Annotated in this window: 20 protein-coding genes; 1 reads left to right on the forward strand and 19 read right to left on the reverse strand. The window is 52.6% G+C overall.

The genetic code is table 11. From position 1 onward, the window contains the following. Positions 1-3 precede the first annotated feature (3 nt). The 10 genes from CHL74_RS01885 to CHL74_RS01930 form a co-directional block, all read right to left on the reverse strand. Positions 4-4,623 (reverse strand): tape measure protein, encoded by a 4,620-nt coding sequence (locus CHL74_RS01885; protein WP_094879435.1) that lies wholly within the window; start codon positions 4,621-4,623, stop codon positions 4-6. Between the two features lie 207 nt (positions 4,624-4,830). After that, positions 4,831-5,367, reverse strand: a complete 537-nt coding sequence (locus CHL74_RS01890; protein ID WP_094879436.1) for a hypothetical protein — start codon at positions 5,365-5,367, stop codon at positions 4,831-4,833. Between the two features lie 75 nt (positions 5,368-5,442). Continuing rightward, positions 5,443-6,021: a hypothetical protein gene (locus CHL74_RS01895; protein ID WP_094879437.1), complete on the reverse strand. Its 579-nt coding sequence runs from the start codon at positions 6,019-6,021 to the stop codon at positions 5,443-5,445. A 12-nt stretch (positions 6,022-6,033) separates the two neighbouring features. Continuing rightward, positions 6,034-6,453, reverse strand: coding sequence for a hypothetical protein (locus CHL74_RS01900; RefSeq protein ID WP_094879438.1), 420 nt, complete (start codon positions 6,451-6,453; stop codon positions 6,034-6,036). Between the two features lie 2 nt (positions 6,454-6,455). Then, on the reverse strand, positions 6,456-6,920 hold the full coding sequence (locus CHL74_RS01905) for a hypothetical protein (RefSeq protein WP_094879439.1): 465 nt from the start codon (positions 6,918-6,920) through the stop codon (positions 6,456-6,458). A 15-nt stretch (positions 6,921-6,935) separates the two neighbouring features. Next, entirely contained in the window at positions 6,936-7,199 is a 264-nt protein-coding gene (locus CHL74_RS01910; RefSeq protein ID WP_094879440.1) for a hypothetical protein, read from the reverse strand. A 50-nt stretch (positions 7,200-7,249) separates the two neighbouring features. Next, complete coding sequence (locus tag CHL74_RS01915; RefSeq protein ID WP_094879441.1) at positions 7,250-7,573, reverse strand: hypothetical protein; 324 nt, start codon at positions 7,571-7,573, stop codon at positions 7,250-7,252. Between the two features lie 22 nt (positions 7,574-7,595). Then, positions 7,596-8,756 carry a major capsid protein gene (locus CHL74_RS01920; protein ID WP_094879442.1) on the reverse strand — a complete coding sequence of 387 codons (1,161 nt, stop codon included), beginning with the start codon at positions 8,754-8,756 and terminating at the stop codon, positions 7,596-7,598. A 30-nt stretch (positions 8,757-8,786) separates the two neighbouring features. Further along, entirely contained in the window at positions 8,787-9,365 is a 579-nt protein-coding gene (locus CHL74_RS01925; protein ID WP_141241200.1) for a hypothetical protein, read from the reverse strand. A gap of 30 nt (positions 9,366-9,395) precedes the next feature. Further along, entirely contained in the window at positions 9,396-10,124 is a 729-nt protein-coding gene (locus CHL74_RS01930) for a hypothetical protein (RefSeq protein ID WP_094879444.1), read from the reverse strand. Between the two features lie 176 nt (positions 10,125-10,300). On the opposite strand from CHL74_RS01930, the gene CHL74_RS01935 reads away from it, so the two are divergent. After that, positions 10,301-10,525, forward strand: coding sequence for a hypothetical protein (locus CHL74_RS01935; RefSeq protein WP_141241201.1), 225 nt, complete (start codon positions 10,301-10,303; stop codon positions 10,523-10,525). On the opposite strand, the gene CHL74_RS01940 is transcribed toward CHL74_RS01935, so the two are convergent. From CHL74_RS01940 to CHL74_RS01975, 9 genes are all read right to left on the reverse strand, one after another. After that, on the reverse strand, positions 10,508-12,679 hold the full coding sequence (locus CHL74_RS01940; protein ID WP_094879446.1) for a toxin glutamine deamidase domain-containing protein: 2,172 nt from the start codon (positions 12,677-12,679) through the stop codon (positions 10,508-10,510). The genes CHL74_RS01935 and CHL74_RS01940 overlap by 18 nt on opposite strands. Before the next feature lie 16 nt (positions 12,680-12,695). Continuing rightward, positions 12,696-14,117 carry a phage portal protein gene (locus tag CHL74_RS01945; RefSeq protein ID WP_094879447.1) on the reverse strand — a complete coding sequence of 474 codons (1,422 nt, stop codon included), beginning with the start codon at positions 14,115-14,117 and terminating at the stop codon, positions 12,696-12,698. Positions 14,118-14,144: 27 nt separating this feature from the next. Continuing rightward, positions 14,145-15,563 (reverse strand): phage terminase large subunit, encoded by a 1,419-nt coding sequence (gene terL, locus CHL74_RS01950; RefSeq protein ID WP_254923191.1) that lies wholly within the window; start codon positions 15,561-15,563, stop codon positions 14,145-14,147. Between the two features lie 37 nt (positions 15,564-15,600). Then, entirely contained in the window at positions 15,601-16,065 is a 465-nt protein-coding gene (locus CHL74_RS01955) for a DUF5681 domain-containing protein (RefSeq protein WP_141241202.1), read from the reverse strand. Between the two features lie 3 nt (positions 16,066-16,068). After that, the gene (locus CHL74_RS01960; RefSeq protein ID WP_094879450.1) at positions 16,069-17,451 is read right to left on the reverse strand and encodes a DNA modification methylase; all 1,383 of its coding nucleotides are present in this window, start codon (positions 17,449-17,451) and stop codon (positions 16,069-16,071) included. Positions 17,452-17,526: 75 nt separating this feature from the next. Further along, positions 17,527-17,652: a hypothetical protein gene (locus CHL74_RS16080; protein ID WP_254923192.1), complete on the reverse strand. Its 126-nt coding sequence runs from the start codon at positions 17,650-17,652 to the stop codon at positions 17,527-17,529. 25 nt (positions 17,653-17,677) lie between these two features. Next, positions 17,678-18,457: a hypothetical protein gene (locus CHL74_RS01965; protein WP_094879451.1), complete on the reverse strand. Its 780-nt coding sequence runs from the start codon at positions 18,455-18,457 to the stop codon at positions 17,678-17,680. Positions 18,458-18,523: 66 nt separating this feature from the next. Continuing rightward, entirely contained in the window at positions 18,524-19,081 is a 558-nt protein-coding gene (locus tag CHL74_RS01970) for a hypothetical protein (protein ID WP_094879452.1), read from the reverse strand. Next, entirely contained in the window at positions 19,078-19,284 is a 207-nt protein-coding gene (locus tag CHL74_RS01975) for a hypothetical protein (protein ID WP_141241203.1), read from the reverse strand. Before CHL74_RS01975 ends, CHL74_RS01970 begins: the two co-directional genes overlap by 4 nt. Between the last annotated feature and the right edge of the window lie 30 nt (positions 19,285-19,314).

The raw sequence follows: 19,314 nt of genomic DNA on the forward strand, positions 1-19,314 counted from the left end.
CTCCTATAGCTTCTCTGTGTTCTTGCGGATTTTCTCCAGCTTTTGGTTCATCGTAGGCAGCTCGCTGGTGTATCGCTCTATCTTCTCCAGGTGGGCGACCGCTTGCACTTGAACCTCCATCATGTCATCGAGGTTGTTTCGGATGATGGCTGCGCTGTTGGCGATGGCTGCGTTGTTCTGCGCTTGCTGCTGGACGGCTTCCGAAACGATGGCGAGGCTGTTCTGGACGCTGGAGAGCCTTCCGTTCATCTCCTGCCCCTGGTCTTGCGTCATTCCACTGAGGCTTGCGCTGGTGCTGCTCTGGCTGTAGTTGTCCTTCGGGTCAATCCCTGCGGCTGCGTATGCGTTGTCTCGTGCTTGCTCTCCCTTGCGGTAGGCTTCCTCGTATTTCTTCTGAAGGTCTGCCTTCTCGCTTGCGTCGAGCTTGCCGTCTGCCATTGCGTCCGCAAATTGTGAGTACCAATCCTGCAAGTCCTGGGCGAGGGTGGTCTTGGTGATGTAGTTGAGGATGGCATCCTCCATGTATTCCTTGACCTTCTGTGTTGCGTCCTTCACCCCCTTGTCGGTGTCCTTCAGTAATTCCTTCAATCCGTCCTTTGCGCTGTCGAAGGATAAGTTTGTTATAGCCTCGTTGTAGTCGTTCTGCAAGTCGATGAGCTTCTTGTAGTACTCGATGTATTCATCCATGTTGCTGGCGTTGCTCTTGTATCCGTCGTTGCTGGCGTTCTTAATCTTGGTGTAGAGGTCGGTGGCTTCGTCTGCCACCTTCGCCATCTGCTCGCTTGTCAAGTTCCAAAAGTCGCCAGCGGATTGGACGCTCACCCCTGTGATGTCGCTGATGCGCTGCCAATCGGATTTGCTCATTGCGTCGTTTATCTTCTTGTCGGATGAGTGCTTGCCTCCTATTCCGATGAATCCGTTGCTGTATGAGCCTCCTGTGGCTTGCATGATTTTTTGCTTGTTGGCTACCGATTCTTCGAGGTTCTTCTTGGCTCGCTGGTAGGTGTCGGTCGCTTCCTGTCCTGCCTTGTCCTTCATTATCTCCGTCAGCCTGTCCACGGCTGATTCAAGGTCTTTGTTGGATTGGGTCAGGTCGTTGATGGTGTCCTCGACGCTGGTGTCCGTACCGAATAGCTTGCTTCCTGTCAAACTGCGGAAAATTCCACCGACCGCTCCAAAGACTGAGGAGAAAACGTTGCTGACGAACTTCCACAATCCCTGCTTTTGGATTTGGTCGAGCAATGAGAGGATGGCACCGATGATGCCTCCAATCTTCGAGCCTGCCTCTCCAAAGAGTGAAGCCACGCTGTTGGCGGTGTTGCCAAGTTCCGACAGGCTCATCTCGCTGGTGCTGCCCAGTTGGGTGATGGCGTTGGTTAGCTGGATGATGTTGTTGGTGGTGGTGTCGATGGACTTGTCTCTGTTCACCTTGGTGGTGTCCTTGTCCTTCTTCGCCTCGTCAGCCTTCTTCTGCGCTGCCTCCACTCTCTTCCTTGCCTTCTCCTTGGCTTCCTCTGGTGCGTCGCTGTCCTCTATGTCATCAAGCTGTGAGAGGGCGGTGTTCAATTCCTGCAGGGCGGTGGTGTATCGCTCGCTGGCTTCTTCGTAAGCCTTGCAGTTCTCTGCGAGGTTGCCAAAGATGCCGCTTCCCTTGATGATGGCATCGTTCAGCTGGTTTATCGCATTGGAGACCACCTTCTTGTTTTCGGGGGTCGCTTGCTGGTATTCCTTGCTGTTCTTGTATTGTGTCAGCTTGTCTCTCGTGCTCTTCAGCTCGCTCACGGTCTGCTTGTCGAGGTTGTTGAAGACAGCATCCCAATCAATGGATTTTTTCAGTTCCTCAAGGTAAACGCTTTGCACGTTCTCCTCGAAGGCTTGGACGGCTTGCCGTCGCTTGCCCTCGTATTTCTTCGCCAGATCCTCGTTGCCGAGGATGGCTGCTTCGTCTCTTAACTTGGTTAGCTGGTTGATGTCGTCGGTGATTGCCTGGCGTGTCTTCTCTGCCTTCTCGTTCTCATCGTCGTATTTCTCCAGCAATGCCTTGATGATGTCGGCTCTCTGCTGCGTGTTGTTGGCATCGAGCGATTGTCTCTTGGCTGTGATTCCTGCCTTTTCCTCATCGGTGAGCTTGATGCCCTTCTGCTGCCCTGTTGCGTAGAAGCCCTGCTTCTCGTGCTTCGGGTCTGCATCCCACAAGGTCTTGGCGTGGTCTATCTTGGCTTGGAGAAGGGCTTGCTCTTCCTTGTCGATGGCTTCCTTCTCCTTCTTGTAGTTAACGTCGAGCTGGGCGAGCTTCTTCGCCTCGCCTTCCTTCTTCGCCTCGCCTTCCTTCATCGCATCCACGATGGCTTGCGCTTGCAGCAGCTCGTTGTCGCTCTTCTGCTGCTGGGTCTGCTTGTCGTACTTGTAGGTTTCCTCTGCCTTCTTTTCGTCTGCCTTGGCTTGCTCCTTGGCTTTCTTCTCAGCTTCGGTCTCCTGCTGTTTCTGTTGTTTTTTAGCTGCGCTCTCCCTTTGTGAATGGGTGGAGACGGTTCTTGCAGCGAGGTGGTCTTGTGCCTCTATGAGCAGCTTTTCTTGTTTCTTCCATTCCTTGCTGCCTTTCTGCTTGTCGCTCATTTGGTCGAGCTTGGCTTGTGCGTCCTTGGCTTGCTGCTCCCAATCGGTTTTAATGTAATCGCTTTTGCTCTTTTGCCTTGCCGATGCGATTCCTTGGGCAATCGTCAGCATGCTTTGGATGTCGCTTTGGCTGTATGCGTAATTGCCGAGCCCTTGCAAGTTGAACCTTACGTTCTTGCCTGTCTTCTTTCCGTTCGTCAAGGTCTTTATGACCTGGTCGAGCTGCTTCTTGCTCATGTCCTTGAAGGTCTCGCTATATCGTGTTGCGTTTTGGCTGGTTATTTCCTTTGCCACGTTCTTGTTGGCACCGACGGAGTATTCTTTCGAGAACTTGATTTGTTCCTCGATGCTTGCTCCCCTGTACCAAGGTTGTTTTGTCTTGTCTTTGTACCATTTGTCTGCCCAATCAACCTCTGACCTCATGTTGGCTGGCAGGTAATCCCTCCACGAATTTGCGGATGAGCCAGCGTTGATGGCATCGTTGCGTGCCTTCTGCTTCGCCTTGAATGCTCGTGTCGCTCTGTCCGCATCGTTCTTGTCGGTCTGTAGACTCTTGACTCTGTTCACTCCGTCTTGCGCTGCAATCTCTTGTTTTAGCTTCAAGATGTTGCGGAGGTGTCCTTCTTCGTCAATGTATTTTTTTATGATGGCTGGGTATCGCTGGATGAGCAAGTCCATCGCTTTCTTGCGTCCGTGGGTTGCGTCCTCATCCTGTTGCGCCCTGCTTATTGCCCTTTCGGTCTCGTCGTTGTAGTCCTGCTGTTTCTGTCTTGCCTCCTCCAGCGTGTCGTTGAGGGCTGCTTGCGCCTTTTCCTCTGCTGTGGTGCTGTCGTGGCATGCCACCAAGACTCCAATCAAAACACCGAGGGCTGTGGCTGCTGCCACGTATGGGTTGGCGAGCATGGTTGCGTTGAGTGCGGCTTGCACTTTCTCGACCACGGCAATTCTCACCTTGGCGATGGTGAGGGTCTCAATGTGGAGCTTTTCGGCTGCAATGGCTGTCACCACCGCTGCCTTGTAAATTCCGTATGTGGTAATCAATCCCATAATAATCTGCCCGACCTGCTTGTAGTTGGCGATGATGCTCTGCGCCATGTCGATGCTGCCGACAATCAGTCCTTCCTGTGCCTCGCCTATGTCGTTCAGCATGTATTGCCATGCGCCTTCGAGTTTGGAGATTGCTCCTTTCAAGGTCTTGCTCTGTGCTTCCAGCATTCCGTTGAACTGACCTCCCTCGGATGCTGCTGCGTGGAATGCCTCCTGCACCATCTTGGTGGAGATTGCTCCCTTCTCCATCTCCTCCTTAAGCTGTCCGATGCTCTTGCCTGTCTTCTCGCTGATAACCTGCAATGGGTTGAAGCCAGCGTTAATCATCTGGAGCAAGTCCTGTCCCATCAGCTTGCCTGTTGCGCTCATCTGGGAGAAGGCGAGGGTGAGGCTCTTGAACTTCTCGCTGTCGCCCATCGAAATGTCACCGATGGCTTTCAAGTTCCCCATGACCTCCTGCACTGGTATGTTGAAGGCGAGCATGGTCTGCGCTCCCGATGCGAGGTCTTGCATAATCATTGGGGTGCGCAGCTCGTATTCCTTTATCTGCTCGAAGAGTTCGCCTCCCATCTGTTCGCCAGCGAGGGTCTTGAATGAAACCTGTAGGCTCTCCATCTCGCTCCTTATGCTGATGACCTTGCTCTCGAACTCGGTTAATTTCTGCAAGGAAAAGTACGCACCGATTCCTGCAGCAATCTTTCTGAGGCTTGCGTCCATCTTTTCAGCCTCGCTCTTGGTGGCGTTGCCGAGGTCGTGGATTTTGTCTTCTGCATCCTCTGTCTCTTGCTGTAGGTGTTCCGTGGTGACGCTGCCGAATGCAGAGTCTATCTTTTGTCCTATCTCGGTGGCTATCCTGCCGATGGTTTGGAATTGCTGCACCACCTTCTCTGCGTCCGATTGGAGCTGAGAATCGTCTATGCCTATCGAGAATCCTTCTCTTCCGTTGTCGAAATCTGCCATTTTAATACTCCTTTACGAAGACCTCCTCTTCCTCGGTATCGTCTTCGTCGTTGAAATTGTCGGGGTTGTTTGCATCCTTGCTTGCATCCCATTCCTCTGGCTGCTCATCGTCAAATTGTGGCGTGGCTGCTGAATAGAGGGTAAGGTTTGCGTAGCTGTAATCGTATAGAACTTGGTCGGTCGTTACTCCGAGGTTCTTCGCCCATCCTATGATGATTGCCCAGGGGCTGTCTGTTCCACTTCCTTGGTTGCTTCGAGGGTGTTTATTGCGGACAGGGAAGTGGTAAGACCGAAAAAATCGCCCACCTGCATCTCCATGAGCCGCTGGGTGATGGTCTCGTTCAGCGTGGAGGGTTTCAGCTCCTCCATGATGTGCCGTGCCACAAAGTCCAGCTCGCTCTCGGTCTCTTGCTCCGTGGTGAATCTGAACTTGTGCCAGCTCCACTTGCGCCTCTCGCTCCTCACCACCTTGTGGTTCTCGTTGATGCGCTTCGCCCCAAGTACCAAGATGGCGGCAATCCTGCCCAATGCCTCGCAGTCCTTGGCTGTGCGCAGTGCCTCGTTGAGGATGCTCTTCGGGTTCTGCTTAATCCTTGGCATCTTGTGAACCTCTGCGCTCACCATCATGATGGTCGCTGGTGTCGGTGCTGGTATCTCGTATGTCCTGCCCTCAATCTCCAGCGATGTGGTCTTGTGCTGGAGGATGGTGTCGCAGACCTGCTGTTCCAATGTCTTTTGTTCCATGTTTTTGCTCTAAAGTGAAAGAGCAGGAGGGTGGCTTTGTGGCTTCCTCCTGCTCTCGGTGTTTGGAATATGGGATTATTTCAAAGCCTCTTTTGTTGTGAAACGTGAATACCAGTAGTTGTTGTCGATGGCTGGTGTTTTCACGCTGGTTCCGCTAGGATCCATGACGGCTGGTGTCTCTGGTACGCCTGTTGTCTTGAAGATGGAGGCGGTAATCTTGATGGCGTTACCGTTCTCCTCATCCAATGCTGGGGCTACCTTGATTCGGCAGAGAGGTGCCTTGATGCCTCTCGCACCCTTGTTGTGTGGGGTAATCTTCACGGACTTGTCGCCTGGCACGATGTGGGTCTTCACCTTCTGCTCGCCATCGGCATCCTTGTCTGCGATGCCGAGTTTCTCATAAAGCTCTGGGGTAGGCTCGATGACGGTGGTCTCCACCTCGAGTGTTCCTTCGAGGTCTTCCTGTGCCACGGTCTCGCCTCCTGTTGCCTTCATGGTGAGTGCGTCGCCATCGTTGCTGGTGAGGGTAGTGCTCTTGTCCTTGATTACACCGACGCTGAAGAGGGTAGTTGCAAATGCGTCGTTCTCTCCTGTGTCGCCTATCTCAAACTTGCACTTTCCCCATGCCATGATGATTTTCTTTGAATCTGCCATGTTGGTGTCTCCTTAATTTGAAAATGTTGCTAATTTAAAATGAATCCCGATGTTCACGAAGTGCTCGCTCTTCCCTGGCACGGCAATGGTTGCCGTCGCTTGGAACAAATCGAAGGTGTAGGCGGTGTCGGCTTCATTAAGTTTCTCGACCACCGTGTCGGTTATCGCCTCCAGCTCAGCCAATCGCCCTTTGTCGGGTACGAGGCTCTCGCCTCCGTTGTTGATGTCTGGCACGTAAATGTTGAGCCGTGCCCTGCCTTCCTGGATTTGGTCTGCCGTTGCGTTGGAGACTGTGAGAACTGCGTCCTCGGTCGTTGCTTCGAGTGGGCGCACCTCGCTGGGGTAGAACGTTCCCTTTATCGTGTTCCCCATCAGCTCCTCAAGTGCTGCGTACATCTCCAATTCGATTTGTGTAAGTCCTTTTCTTGCCATAGTTAAGCGTTCTTCGTCTTGAATAATCGGTTGAGCATGTCCTTGATTTTCCTCTGTGCCATCTGCTCGCTGGTGTCGAGAACGTCGAGGCTCATCGCTTCGACGTATTGGGCGTATGGCATTCCTGCCACCATCAAGAAAACGATGCCCTTGGTTGTCTGCTTCGCTGCCAGATCATGAAGAAAAGCCACGCCTTGCTTCTTTCCCTCTTCTCCGTCGCCCTTGCCTCCAGCCACGGCTTTCCATTCTCCCTCGCTGATTATCTTGCCATCGTCGAGGATGCAGTAACCGATGGAGCTGCAAAGGTTTCCTGTTTGGTTCAAATACTTGTGTCCGCTTCTCGCTTGTGTCAGACATTCCTCCCCAATGTAGAAAAGTTGCCCGATGAGGGATTTCTTGCGTAGCTCCAGCATTTGGCTCATCCTTGCTCGGATGTCTGCTGCCGTGAAGTTGGGTTTTATTGGCATGGTGTCTGTCTCCTTTTAGACGGTTATCTGCAATGCGTCCACCGCTTCGAGGTAGGTGATGTCCTGCACTTCAAACTCTCCGAGGTCTGTGCCTCGGTTGTCGGTTAGCTTCACTCTCTTGGCGGTGAAGTCCTGCGGTTCGATTAATACCTTGGCTGCAAATTGCTTGAACTTGCCGTCCTGGTACGTGCCTTGATGGTCGCTCTTGTTTTTCACTATGTTGCAGGGGATTGGGTCGCTCTGCTTCGGTTCCACCTTTTGGGGGATGCCGTGAAGCATTCCCCCTCCAGTGGTATCGATTGTGAAAAGAAAGCCGTTTTGAATAATCATCAGAAATCCTCCCCGATGTAGCCGCATGGGATGTCGCTCCCTTCGTCCTCTCCCAACTCTGCGAGCAGGTTGCTTGATTTCTTTTGGAAGCGTGAGCGTTCGTCCTCGCTGAACGTGTAGCTGATTCCCCCTTGGGTGATGTTCGGTGCCTCTGAAAGAAAGGCGTAGGTGAGTGCCTTCGCCTTCTTGAATTGGTCGCTTGCACGCATCTCCTTGGTGATGTCTGCCTCTGCGTCCAGCCCAGCCTCCTCGATGATGTTCTCAATCGTTGCGGCTGGTATCGGGTAGCTGCTCATTGCTTTTATTGCGTTGCTTGTCTTCATGCTGCTGGCTTGTTAAACGTTGTTATGAGTTGCTCGCCTCTCCGTCTGCCCAGGTCTGGTTGGCGGTGTTGAGGAAAACGAGCGACTTGCGGTTGATGAGGGCTGGCTGAACGTATGCCTCTGCAAGGGTTGTCTCGCTCTGTGGGTTGACCTCGCTGTATCGGGTGACCTTGAAGAAACCGCCATAAACCTGGAGGGCTGCGGTGTTCTGAACCATAGGCACGTTCTTGTAATAAGTCCAGCCGAGTTGCACGGTTGGCGAGAGGGTGACCACGTTCACGTTCCACGGCTTGATGGTCTCCTTGCTGCCGTCCTTGTGCTCGATGCTCACGTAGGTGTCGAGGATGATAATCTGTGGGTAGCCTCGTGTCGGGCTCGCGTTGTATGCGTTGATTCTCTCCAGCGTTATCATGTCGGCTGTAATCATCGAGAGGTCGTTGACCTGTGGGTAGAGTCGCTTGGCGGTCTTCTTCTGTGCCACCAGCTCCTGGAACTTCGCCTTTTCCATGAACGCAAAGCGTGGCTTTGTCAGTCCTTGCTTCGCTATCATGTCCTGTGCGTTGGCGAGGTCTTTGAGTCCGTCTGCGTTCTCTTCGTCGCTCCACTCGTATGCCTTCTGTGTGGTGACGGCACCCTTCTTCTTCTCGGAGATTGAAACTCCGATGAAGTTCGCCTCTGGCACGTTGAAGTTGATGATGTCCTGCGATGCCATGTCGCCCTCAATCTTTGCAGGGAAGGTCTGTACACCGCTCGATGCGATGCGCATGCAGTCCAGCTCCACCTTGTAGTCCATCGCCTTGCGGACAAAGTTCACGTCATCGTAAACCAAATTTACGAGTTCCTGCTTCTCTTGCTGGTTCTCGGTCGCTGAGTTGGCGAGGGTCTGTGCGTCGAGGTATTCGTTAATCTCTACCTCGTCCTTGTCTCGGCTCACTGCGTACTTGCTCAGCTTGCCGCTCCAAGTGCCGACCTTCTGGCGTGTCTTCTTTGGAGCCTTGGTGTTGAATGCGACTCGGTCTGCCGCCACTGGGATTCCCTCGTCACCCTCCAAGCCCTTGATGTCGAACTTTCGGGTGTACTTCAAAGGGAAGAGGGTAGCCCATGCGAGACCTGTTCCTGGCTGGAACTTGTTGACGGTCGCTTGCATTCCAGGGATGTCAATGTCGAATAATGGTGCATCCATTGTTGCTTGTCTCCTTTGTTAAGTTAAAAATTAATCGAGCGTGATGCCCTTCATCAAGTCCACGACCTCCTTTGCTACAGGTGCGGTCTCCTTGCGAAGGCTTGCAGCTCTAATCAATCGAGCCTCGAAGTCTCCCTCTCCTGCCTTTCCAAGGTTGCCCATGAAATTGCCGAGGATGTATTCTGGCTCGTGAATTGGTGCAGCCGTTGCTGTGCTTCCGTCCGCTGCGCTGGCTGCTTGGTAGAGGACGGTGTCCTGGGCGATATCCACACCCATCGTCACGGTTACTACATCGTAATCGTCGCTCGTTGTGGTGTCGACCGCTGTGCAGGCGACACCCTTCTTGCCGTGGGCGATTACGTCTCCCTTCTTGATACCGCTACCCTTGGATATCTTGATAGTGGTGTCAGCTTTCTTGCACTCTGTTACGAGGCGATATCCCTTGATTGGGATGAAGAGTCCGTCGGTGTCCTGGCTCATTGCGATGCCTGGCTTCAAGTCGAACTCTGGGTTCTTGACGAGACCGCCACCTGGCTTCTCCGAGAGGATGGTTTCGAAGATGATAGGGTCGGTCGGTGCTGCGTCCTTGTGCTTGAACATTCGGTTCATGGCTTTTCCCTTTAAATGGTTAAACTTGTGCTACTGCGCTGGCGGTGGTGTCGGTGCGCCTTGGCTCAGTCCGATGATGGCTGGTGATGCTGTCTGGCTCTCTCGTTTCGCCTCGCTGTTGAGGTAGGCGGTCACGGCTGGGTCAACTGCTTCTCCTGGCTTGCGTCGGTTGCCTCCCAATGGTGGGGTAGCTGCCGCTCCCGATGCCTTCTCCTCCTTGATGTCGCTCTCGATGAATGGCTTCTGTGTGTCGAGCCAGCCGTTGAAATCGTCATCGTCCTTGAACGAGAGGCGGTCGTAATTGCGCAGGTAGCGTTCCTTGAGTTTGTCTGATGCTCCCTCGAACAAAGCCTCGAACTTCGCCTTGCGCTGGTTGCCCTCCCTCTCCTGTAGGATGCCGTCGAGCTGCTCACGCATCGCCTTGTTTTCTTGCTCCATCTTTGCGAACATTTGCTTCACCTCGTCGCTCGCCCCTCCTGTCGGTGGTTCGGGCTTCGGTGGCTCTGGCTGCTGGATGCTCTTGCCATCCTTCAGCTTGTACTTCTTCTCATAGTTGGTGATGGCGGTGGTCTGGGCTTCGTTGGCTCTTCGGTCGCCCTCGCTCTCTATGATGGATTGGAAGGTCACCCCATCTACGACGGTTTTCACTTCTTCCTCCGTGGTCGTCGTCTCAGCCTTTTTCTTGGCTATCCGCTCTAAAATCTTGGAATCAACCCCAGGAAACTTGGTTTTGAGTCCAGCTAAAATCTTTTCAAACATAAAATTTACGTTTAGTTATACAAATTTGTAATGCCGCAAAAATACGGCTTTTTTGTTAAAAGTGATTATAATGCAATCATTGATTAACGTGAATTAACATAAAATTTGGCAATCATAGGGATTTTCCCTTGGTGGTCTCGCTCTTTTTTCGTAAGTTTGCCGCAAAAATTAGACTTATGCAGGTTTCAAAAAAAATATTGAATTTCGTTAGCGAGAACCTTGGTTCTGCTTATTCCGTTTCGCCTATTGGGGAAATGGACGGAGATTCTTGTTTCTCTGCCTACATAAAAAACGAGAAGACAGGTTTCCCTGTCGCTCTCGTTCTTGATTCAAATGGAAAAATAACCGATTTTGAAGGTTTTCTTGCCCTTGATGTAATTGCGTCATTTAAGAAAAATTGAAACGTATTTTATGTTCAGCAATTTATCGCTGACCTTTATTGCACCATCTTTCAAAATAGGGTCTTTTTTCATCATCTCGCAAAGGTATTTAATGTCCTTTTCCTCGAATCCGCTACCGTTCGAGTTGTCTGTTTGTGGCTCGATGTATTTAATGCTTCCGTCGCTGAATCGTTTCACAATGGTGCAATGTCCACCTCCCGATTCCCATGCAAGTCCTATTTCGTATGTGCCTTCTTCCTTGCAAACCTCATCGAAATATTGGAGGTATCTTTGTTGCGTCATGTGCTTCCAGCTTGGGTGCGCCTTTAGGTAATCCTTAAAGCTGGTTATGCTTACAGGCGAGCCATCTTTATTCGTCCATGTCTCCAACCAATTATCGCCCTTGCTGAGATAATAAGATAAGTCTCCCCATTTCTCTGTATTTCCTTTTGCGTAAACGTTGAAGCCCCATTCTCTCAATGCGTATGCTGGTGCGCAAGTCTGGCAGTTTATGCCATATGGCTTATGTTTTGCTTTGTCGTATAGAGGGTTCTTGCTGACGTGGATATTCGTTCCTCGCAGGACAAATCGCGATTTTTTATCGACAATGTATTCGTTGACGTGGAGAGGGTTTGCGCTCTGTCTGTCTGCTTCCTCGTAGGTCATCGGTCTTCCCTTCTTTATTCCGAGGCTCTTTTCTATGTCTCTCATGTTGGCGATTTGCTCCTTGGTGAAGCTGCCCCATACCTGGGTATCCCATTCGTTCTGTGCCTTCACGCCTTTCTCGAATTTTGCAAACAAAGCCTCGACCTCTTTCACGGATGCGTTCTTCCCGATGGCATTGCGCAGTGCAATTTGTCTCTTGGCTAAAGCAGGGAGTGTCTGTCCTTGGCTGTAGGTGAGGGTCTTCATCAATTGGTCGCAGCGGTCATCGTAAGCATCGAGCCTTCTGTCTCTCCATGCGTCCTTGATGTCATCTATCTGTTCGCTGGTTCTTGCAGCGTGTCTCTTGGCAGCATTCTCCATGATGATTTCGTGCTTGCTCTTGGTTGGCTTGGCTGGTTTCTTCGCTTGATCAGGTTTCTTGCCTTCCCATCGCAGCCCCTTCGTCGGGTCTCCGTCCTTGTAGTTGTCCTTGATGAAGTAAGGCATGGAGGTTGCGTTGGCGATGCGCTGCTGGTTGTCCTTCATCCACTTGGTGAACTCCTTAGGCATCTTCTCCACCTGTCCGCTGAACTTCCAATGGCTCACGTCCTCTCCGTTCATGAGTGCCGTGGTGTATGCGTCCATCTCCTCCTGACTGGCGAGGACGGAAACGGCATAACACCTGCACCAAGGGTGCCAGCCTGTGAACTTGAAGTCCTTGGGAAATCGTTTTCCGTCGAAAATGTCGCAGATGTCATCGGTCGGGTGGTTGTTGCTGATGTGAATCTCAATGCCGAGGACAAAGGGGAGGGCTTGCCATCGGTTGTGGTCGGCTGTCCTGTATGCGATGTTGTTCTCGGTCGCTGTCATTCGGAGGGCATTCTTGTAGCTGGAGCGATAAACTCCACGCCCTGGGTGGAACGCTGCCGCTGCCTTGGAAAGTCGGAGCGCACCGCTCTTGTCTCGCACCCTTCTGAATAATTTATCTGGGTATTGGAGGTATTTGCGGATGTCCCTGCTAAGTTCGGCTGCGCTCTTCCCTTCACCCATTCCAAGTTCAAGAGCCAGCTCCATCTCATTCTTGAACTGCTGGGTGAGGTTCCAAACCCTTTTGCTGAGGTTCATCCCTTCCTCCTTGCGGCTGATGAATGCGCCCAAGGCTTCGAGGTGTGGGTGCTTCCATGCCTTGACGGTCTTCGCTGGGAGCTGCTTCGTACCGATGATGGAGTCCACCATTGCGTCGTTCTTGGTGTTGGAGAGCGTCCAGCTTTCCTGGTCTCCATCCTCGATGTTCGTCTGAAGGCTCGCTCCAAGGTCTTGCATCAGTTCCTCCATCTCCTTCTTCAAGGCAGGAAAATCCTCAAAGTGGAACTCCTTTTCTTGGTTGTCGGCATCAAAGAGCGAGGGTGCGGCTGCTTGTGCGATGCGCTTGACGGCTGCATCGTAGAGCTGCTGCACCTTCTTGGCTCTCTTGGCGAGGTTCTCCTTGTGCTTCTTGTCGTATGTTGCAATGGTGAACTTCTTAGGCATTTCTTCTCTCCGTTAATTAAAATGTTGGCTCGTTTTGGAAGGCATCGGCTGTGGATGCTTCCTCTTCCTCGATTCTCTTCTCTTCCTCATCCAGCTCTTCCTCTGGCACAAGGTTCAGCTCTCGGATGGCTGTCCTTCGTGAGACAATCTGCTTTCCACCTGTTCCTTCGCTCATGTCCTTGATTTGCTGGCTGCGGTCGTTGATTTGGAAAGGCGTTATTTTGTTCTCTACGGTCAAGGTCTCGAATGCTCCAGCGAGGCTTGGGAACATCTGCTTGCAGAATGCTCGTATTACGTTGACCTCCCTGTCGAAGAACTCCAGCCAATCACCGCTTTCGTCGGTGACTTTCATCTGGCAATCGATGAAGAGCATCTTTCGTGCCTCACCGCTCATCGGTGTCGCCTTCATCTGCTCCATGCTCATGTCGGGGAGCTGGAGGCTTGTGTGGATGTTTCGTCTCAGTTCCTCTGTGTGGAGCTTCAAGGCATCGGTGGCTTGGTTCCATGTGGCGTATTCCGCTTTGTCCTTCTGTCCGTATCGGAGAACGTTGCGCCCTGCGTTGTCATCGCTTGGCTCTTGCTTCTTGTTTTTCGGTGCGGTCACCTGTTGGCTGTCGGAATAAATGACCCACGTTGGTCGGCTGTTCTTGCGGAGGTAGTTGCCCTGTCTGCTTGCCGACCACTCCAACTCGTAGCCGTTGTCGCTCTGGTCTTCCCAAATCGGGAGGTCTCGGTGAATGTAGATTCCTGCAATTTTGCCGATGTTGATTGGCTCTGGCTGCATGTCCTCCACCCATCCAGTGTTGTTCGTCTGCACCCAGCGGTAATGGTAGGCATCTGTGTAGGTGTCGAAATAAGTTAGCTCATCCGTTCCCTTGCGTCTCGTGTATTGGACGCTGAGTGCTATCAAGTCATCGTATTCGTCGAAAAGTGGGTACAGGATGTCTCCGTCCATTGGCGAGAAGACCCTGCAGCGGAGTTTCAGCTTGCTTGGCACCCCTGCGTATGTGGTGTCCTGCATCTGTGCAAACCAAATCGTCACCATCTCGCAGCTTGCAAAGAGCTTGTGTCCTCGCTTTAGGTTAAGGGCGTTGATTCGGTTCTTCTTGAAGATTGCCTCCATGATGGCTGCTGCTTGCTTCTCCTGCTCTGTCGTGGTTGTGTATTTTCGGCTGACGGGAATGGTGAACATCAGCTCCTTCATTCGCTTCACCGCTTGCTTCTGGATGCTGTAGGTGATTCGGGTCATCTTCTCGGTCTTGCCCCTGCGCACCTTGTCTCGGTAGTTGCGGTCGGTATAGACTGGGTGTTCCTTCGGCTCGTACTCCTTGCGGAGCTTCGCCCAAGGGATGACGTCGATGTTCTTCTGCTTCAGCTCGTCGATAATCTGTGAGGCGAGCTTTCTCTTTCTGTCTATAATCTCGTTGATTGGTGGCATTGCCTTGTCTCCTTATGTTTGTTGGTGTTAATAAATCTCATCCTCGATGGCTTCTTCTTCCTCATCGGTCACCTGGCTCGAAACGAAAAGACCGAAACGCTCGACCACGCCTGTGGTGCAGTCTGGCGCATCGTCGTGCTCGTTGCCTCCTTCCTTTCTGTAAGCCTTCATTGCGTTGGCGTAATGTGTCCAGCGGTCTTCCCATCCCTCTGGGTAGAAAATCATGTTTTGCACCTTGGAGCTGTTGGTGAAGATTCGGGTCTGCTTGTTGGCGGTCTGTGCGAGGTCAATGAAAACCATTTCCCAATCGCCAAGGGTTCGGACGTGCTTCTCCACGTTCCTTCTGAATCCTCGCCCTCCGTTGTTGCTCTCCACCACGACCTCCTGGGTCTGGTTTCGCACCAGCATTCGGGCTGTGGCTGGTTCGGTGTACTCCATGCTCTTGTTGGTGAACAGAATGTCGGTGACAAAGCAGCCGCATTCGTATTCCTCGTAGCAAATGGCGCAGAGCCAGTCCGCTCCTGTGTCCGCTGTGTCGATGTAGCACTTGCGCCTTGGCAGGTGCGCCTCTATCGGCATCGTGTCGTAGGTCTTGAAGTGGGAATACATCAAGCCCTCGATAGGTGTCGGGTTCTGCATGTATTGCGTCTCGTAAACGAAGGAGTTGGCGAGGCGTATCTTCTCCAGCTCTGCGAGGGTGTGCTTGAACTCCCATAGTGGCTGCTTGTGTCCTTCTGCGTCCGTGGTGACGCATGGGAGGCTCACCACCGTCCAATCGTCAGGCTCAATCTCTTGCAGGTAGCCGCAAAGGTCGTGCTCGTGGAGTCGCTGCATGATGATGATGATTGGCGTGTTTCGGCTGTTGACTCGGTTTCGGATGGTGGTCTCGAATCGTCGGTTCACTCGCTCACGCACCACGTCGCTCAATGCGTCCTCTGGCTTTATCGGGTCATCGATGATGATTGCTCCTGCGAATCGGTAGGGCAGTGGGTTGCCCTGCTCATCCACCCTGTCCACCTCTCCAGCTCCGAAACCTGTAATCTGTCCGAGTGTAGAGGTGGCATAAACGCCTCCCCCTTGCTCCGTGTCCCATTGCGCCTTTGTGTCGCTTCCGTACTTGACCCTCGTGTCGAAGAGCCGCTGGTATGCCTCGCTGTTGACGATGTCCTTGATGGCGATGCTGTTGTCCACCGCCAGGTCGCTGGAGTAGGACAGGTGTATGAAGCTGGACGCTGGGTTTATCGCCAGCCCCATCGCTATGAAGTTCTTCACCGCCAGCTCCGTCTTTCCGTATCGTGGGGCGATGTTGATGATTAGCTTGTTGCACTCTCCCCTCAAAACCTTGTCGAGGGCATCGCAGACCTTCTTGTGGTGGTGTCCGACAATGAACCGCTTTCCTCCGTTCTCCTTGAAGAAGTACCTTGTGAAGTTGAGGGGGTTGCTCAAAACCCAAAATTTTTGCAGTTCGGTGTCGTTCATCATGTCAGTACTCCTCCTCCAGCTTCTTCAAATACTCGATTTGCTCCTCCCTGGTCAGTGGCGTGCCTTGCTCCAGCGTCTTGCCGTTGGTTGTGATGTCCACCTTCTGCTGTGGCTTTCCGTATTGCCTGTCCATCAGCCTGTCCATCGTCGTTGTCTTGCCGTTCTTCATGTCGATGATTGCAGCCATCGCCAGCGTCTTGGCGTATGCTGGTGTCTCGTCTGCCTTCGCCAGCACCTGCAAGTCGGCAAGTTCGAGGGAGAGAATGCTTCTCTCGATGGTGTTTATCTCGTCGAGGGTCAGTGCCTCGCTCTTCTTCAGCTTGCTCTTGGGGAGCACCTGCTTCAAGAGTGCCTTGACCCTGTCCTTCTTCTTTCCCCTTGGGTTGCCGCTCTGCCCCTTCTGCCATTTGTGGCTCTCGATGTTGGCGAGCTGGCTTTCCGTCATAGTCTCTTTTCCTCTTGGCATGGCTTATCCCTCCTTCTTGGCTTTTGTTTTGGTCGGCTGGGTCGTGGCTGGCTGCTCTGGCTGTGGGTCGTGGATGTTCCCGATGCGGACAGCCTTCATGCCTGTCAACTCCTCCCATCGCTTGATGATTACATCGACATAAATCGGCTCAAACTCCACCATTCGGCAGCACCTGCCCAGCTGTTCGGCTGCGATGAGTGTCGTTCCGCTTCCTCCGAAAATGTCGAGGACGATGTCCTTGCGTCTGCTGCTGTTGCTTATTAGCTTGCCGATGAGAGGGACGGGCTTCATCGTTGGGTGGTCTGGGTTCTTCTTCGGCTTGTCGCAGTCTATGACGGTTGTCGGTGTGTCGCCTCCGAATAGCTGCTGCAGCAAGTCTTTCATTTCTGCCTTGCTCATGCTCTCGATGTCCAGCTTCTGCTCCATGACCGTGGTGAGGTTGCGCTTGTTGGTGAAGTAGTGGGCTGCTCCCTCCTTCCATCCATAAAGGCACGGCTCGTGCTTCCATTGGTAGTCCTGGCGACCGAGGACGAGGCTGTTTTTGTTCCAGATCAAGCATTGGCGTGTCTCCCATCCGATGTTCTTCACGGCTGTTCGGAAGTTGAAGCCCTGGCTGTCTGCGTGCCAAATATAGAAGGCTGCCCCTGGCTTCATGCTGTTGCTTGCGTTCTGTAGGGTGTCGGTGAGGAATGCCACGAAGTTCTCGTCAGCCATGTGGTCGTTGGCGATTTTCATCTTGCCCTTGGCTTGGTAGTCCACGTTGTATGGTGGGTCTGTGACGAGGAGGTCTGCCTGTTCGTCCTGCATCAAGGCTTCGAGGTATTCTTCCTTGGTGCTGTCTCCGCAGATTAGGCGGTGGTTGCCGAGGCGGTAGATGTCGCCTGTCTTGCTGGTTGCCTTCTTCGGGGTGTTCCCTGCCACGTCGTAGGCATCGTCCTTCGCCTCTTCCTCTTCCTCTGGGTCGGGAATGTCGGGGATGTCGATGGCGGCAGCGTCTATCTCCTCTGGCTTCCAATCGTTGATGAGGTCATCGAAGTTGGTTTCTCCAAAGCTGGAGTTATCCTTCAGCACGATGCGTCTCATTTTGTCCATTGGGAAGTCGTGGGGGAGAATCTTGCAGACGGCTGTCTTGTGTTTCAACTTGCGCAAAGCCTCGTATCTCATGTTTCCTCCGATGATGACAAAGCCCCTTTCGTCCTGGGTGTCGTAAACGATAAGCTCTCGAAGCTCCAGCATCTCTGGGTCATCCTCGATGCTCTTGACCAGCTTTTTGAATTTCGGGTCTCGTATGAAGCGTGGGTTCTTTGGCAATCCCTCCACCTGCCCTGTGTTCGTGTGGAGCTGGCTCATGTCCATCACCCTTCTTTGAATGTCGTTTGTGTCCATTGTCTTGTGTCCTTTGCTTTAAGCAGTGAAGGCGAACCCTGTTAAAGGCTCGCCTCTGCTGTTTGAAAATTGTAGTTAAAATGGTGCTGCACCACCTGTTCCTGGTGAGAAAGGCAGGACGCTCTTTGCTCGCTTCGATGCCTTGGTGCTGCTGTGGAGGACGCTGCCTCCACCCCTGTGTGATTCTGAACCGCTGCTCATGTCTTGGTTCTCCTAATGTTTGAAGTTAATGTTTATCGTTGAATGTCATTCTCGTGAACAAATCCCACGCCTTGCTGTTGCGTATCGGCTTCCTTATGGTGGCGTACTTGTCGATGATTCGGTTGAAGTGTTCATCGTAGAACTCGTAGAGCTCTGGGTTCTCCTCCATCGTGAATTGCTCGATGTTTCCGCTGGAGCGGAGGTTTGCGCTTCCGTGCATGATAATCTTGCGCCCCCCCAATGTCTCGAAGTGTACGGTCTTGGTGTGGACTCCTGCCACCGCCAGCTGGAATCGGTCGCCAATGTCGAGCTGCTTGTAAATGTAGGGGATTAGGCTGCTCCTCTCGTTGCCCCAAAAATAAACCGAGATTATGAGGTTCAGTTCCTCGATGTACCCTTTCTCCATCAGCGTGTGGAGGCTGTCCACGTTGTTCTGGCTCATGGAGAGCGTGCTGATGGTCATCTTCTTGGCGCATGCGTTCTGTGTCGTTAGGTAGGCTTCGATGAAGTCTCCAAAGATGAACGAGCCGCTGACGAATGCGTCGAAGCGTTCCCCAAAGCCAAGGCGCAGCTCCCTCGCCATCTTCTGTGCGTTGTCGTAGAGGACAAAGTCTTCCTTCATCGGCACGACCTTCGGCAGGGTGTATCTCGTTTCCTCCGTCTCATCGGAAGGCAGGAACTCCATTAAGTTGAGGTCGATGTCGGGCAGCTCGAAGTTCCCGATGTCGCCTATGAAGTCCTGTAATTGTTCCGCTTCCTTCTGCTGGAGGCTGTCGTTGTCTGTGTTGTTTGTATTCTTTCTCATGCCGCAAAAATACGTTTTCTGATTGTAATATAATCACTTTTGGTGAAAAATTAACTCTTTTTGTGCCTATTTCGGTGCAAAGATGGGCTTTTTCGCTGAAGGCTTCCCTCGGAGGGTGGTGCTGGTGATGCGCATCGGTAGCCCTGCGTAATCCCAGGCGAGCAGGGCTGCGTCTCGCCCCTCTTGGTTGAGCCTCCCCAGCTTTTGTAAAGTTATTTCCTCGATTTCCTCCTTGGTAATCTTTCGGTCTGCACCGTGCCAGCACTTGGGCAGCGGTCTCTTGAATTCGTAGGGGATGCCCCAGTGCTCCATCATCTGCCCGATGGTTCGGCTCACTTGCTCGTTGCGTCCTTGGTCAACTCCGAGGCTGGCGATGCCCTGCTTTCCCTGCCATCGCTTGATGTGGTAGTTGCCGTGGTTCATCCATCCTGCCTCGATGATGACCTTGAAATCCCATTTGTCAATTTCTGCGAATTGGTGGTATCGCTCCTTGATGAAGTCGAGGAGGTGGGGAAAGGTGAGCATCTGGACTTGGAGTTTGTGGGTGCTCATGTCGAGGAGGGCGATGCCGTTTCTGTCTGTGTCGGGGTCTATTCCGATGATTATTTGCTCTCTGTTGCTCATTTTCTCGCCTCCTGCTGCGTTTTTGTTTCGCTGCTTGGTGTTTCCTTGTCCGAGGTGGTTTCGTGCGCTTGTGCGCCCTTATTTTGACTCTCTGTGTCTCCTGGGTATGGTATGGCGTTCTTGGCTTCATCCCATAGCCATGCAGCGTAGAGGGCTAAAACGATAATGATGGCTATCAAGAGCCATGCGTCCGTGCTTGTCATTGCTTTGTCTCCTTTTTGCTTTTGTTTTGT

It is taken from the genome of Prevotella sp. 885 (genome assembly GCF_002265625.1).
Lineage (GTDB): Bacteria > Bacteroidota > Bacteroidia > Bacteroidales > Bacteroidaceae > Prevotella.

Coding starts and splice junctions, on each gene's coding strand:
- CHL74_RS01885 (WP_094879435.1), bottom strand. CDS start 4,623: ATGGCAGATTTCGACAACGGAAGAGAAGGATTCTCGATAGGCATAGAC.
- CHL74_RS01890 (WP_094879436.1), bottom strand. CDS start 5,367: ATGGAACAAAAGACATTGGAACAGCAGGTCTGCGACACCATCCTCCAG.
- CHL74_RS01895 (WP_094879437.1), bottom strand. CDS start 6,021: ATGGCAGATTCAAAGAAAATCATCATGGCATGGGGAAAGTGCAAGTTT.
- CHL74_RS01900 (WP_094879438.1), bottom strand. CDS start 6,453: ATGGCAAGAAAAGGACTTACACAAATCGAATTGGAGATGTACGCAGCA.
- CHL74_RS01905 (WP_094879439.1), bottom strand. CDS start 6,920: ATGCCAATAAAACCCAACTTCACGGCAGCAGACATCCGAGCAAGGATG.
- CHL74_RS01910 (WP_094879440.1), bottom strand. CDS start 7,199: ATGCTTCACGGCATCCCCCAAAAGGTGGAACCGAAGCAGAGCGACCCA.
- CHL74_RS01915 (WP_094879441.1), bottom strand. CDS start 7,573: ATGAAGACAAGCAACGCAATAAAAGCAATGAGCAGCTACCCGATACCA.
- CHL74_RS01920 (WP_094879442.1), bottom strand. CDS start 8,756: ATGGATGCACCATTATTCGACATTGACATCCCTGGAATGCAAGCGACC.
- CHL74_RS01925 (WP_141241200.1), bottom strand. CDS start 9,365: ATGAACCGAATGTTCAAGCACAAGGACGCAGCACCGACCGACCCTATC.
- CHL74_RS01930 (WP_094879444.1), bottom strand. CDS start 10,124: ATGTTTGAAAAGATTTTAGCTGGACTCAAAACCAAGTTTCCTGGGGTT.
- CHL74_RS01935 (WP_141241201.1), top strand. CDS start 10,301: ATGCAGGTTTCAAAAAAAATATTGAATTTCGTTAGCGAGAACCTTGGT.
- CHL74_RS01940 (WP_094879446.1), bottom strand. CDS start 12,679: ATGCCTAAGAAGTTCACCATTGCAACATACGACAAGAAGCACAAGGAG.
- CHL74_RS01945 (WP_094879447.1), bottom strand. CDS start 14,117: ATGCCACCAATCAACGAGATTATAGACAGAAAGAGAAAGCTCGCCTCA.
- CHL74_RS01955 (WP_141241202.1), bottom strand. CDS start 16,065: ATGCCAAGAGGAAAAGAGACTATGACGGAAAGCCAGCTCGCCAACATC.
- CHL74_RS01960 (WP_094879450.1), bottom strand. CDS start 17,451: ATGGACACAAACGACATTCAAAGAAGGGTGATGGACATGAGCCAGCTC.
- CHL74_RS16080 (WP_254923192.1), bottom strand. CDS start 17,652: ATGAGCAGCGGTTCAGAATCACACAGGGGTGGAGGCAGCGTCCTCCAC.
- CHL74_RS01965 (WP_094879451.1), bottom strand. CDS start 18,457: ATGAGAAAGAATACAAACAACACAGACAACGACAGCCTCCAGCAGAAG.
- CHL74_RS01970 (WP_094879452.1), bottom strand. CDS start 19,081: ATGAGCAACAGAGAGCAAATAATCATCGGAATAGACCCCGACACAGAC.
- CHL74_RS01975 (WP_141241203.1), bottom strand. CDS start 19,284: ATGACAAGCACGGACGCATGGCTCTTGATAGCCATCATTATCGTTTTA.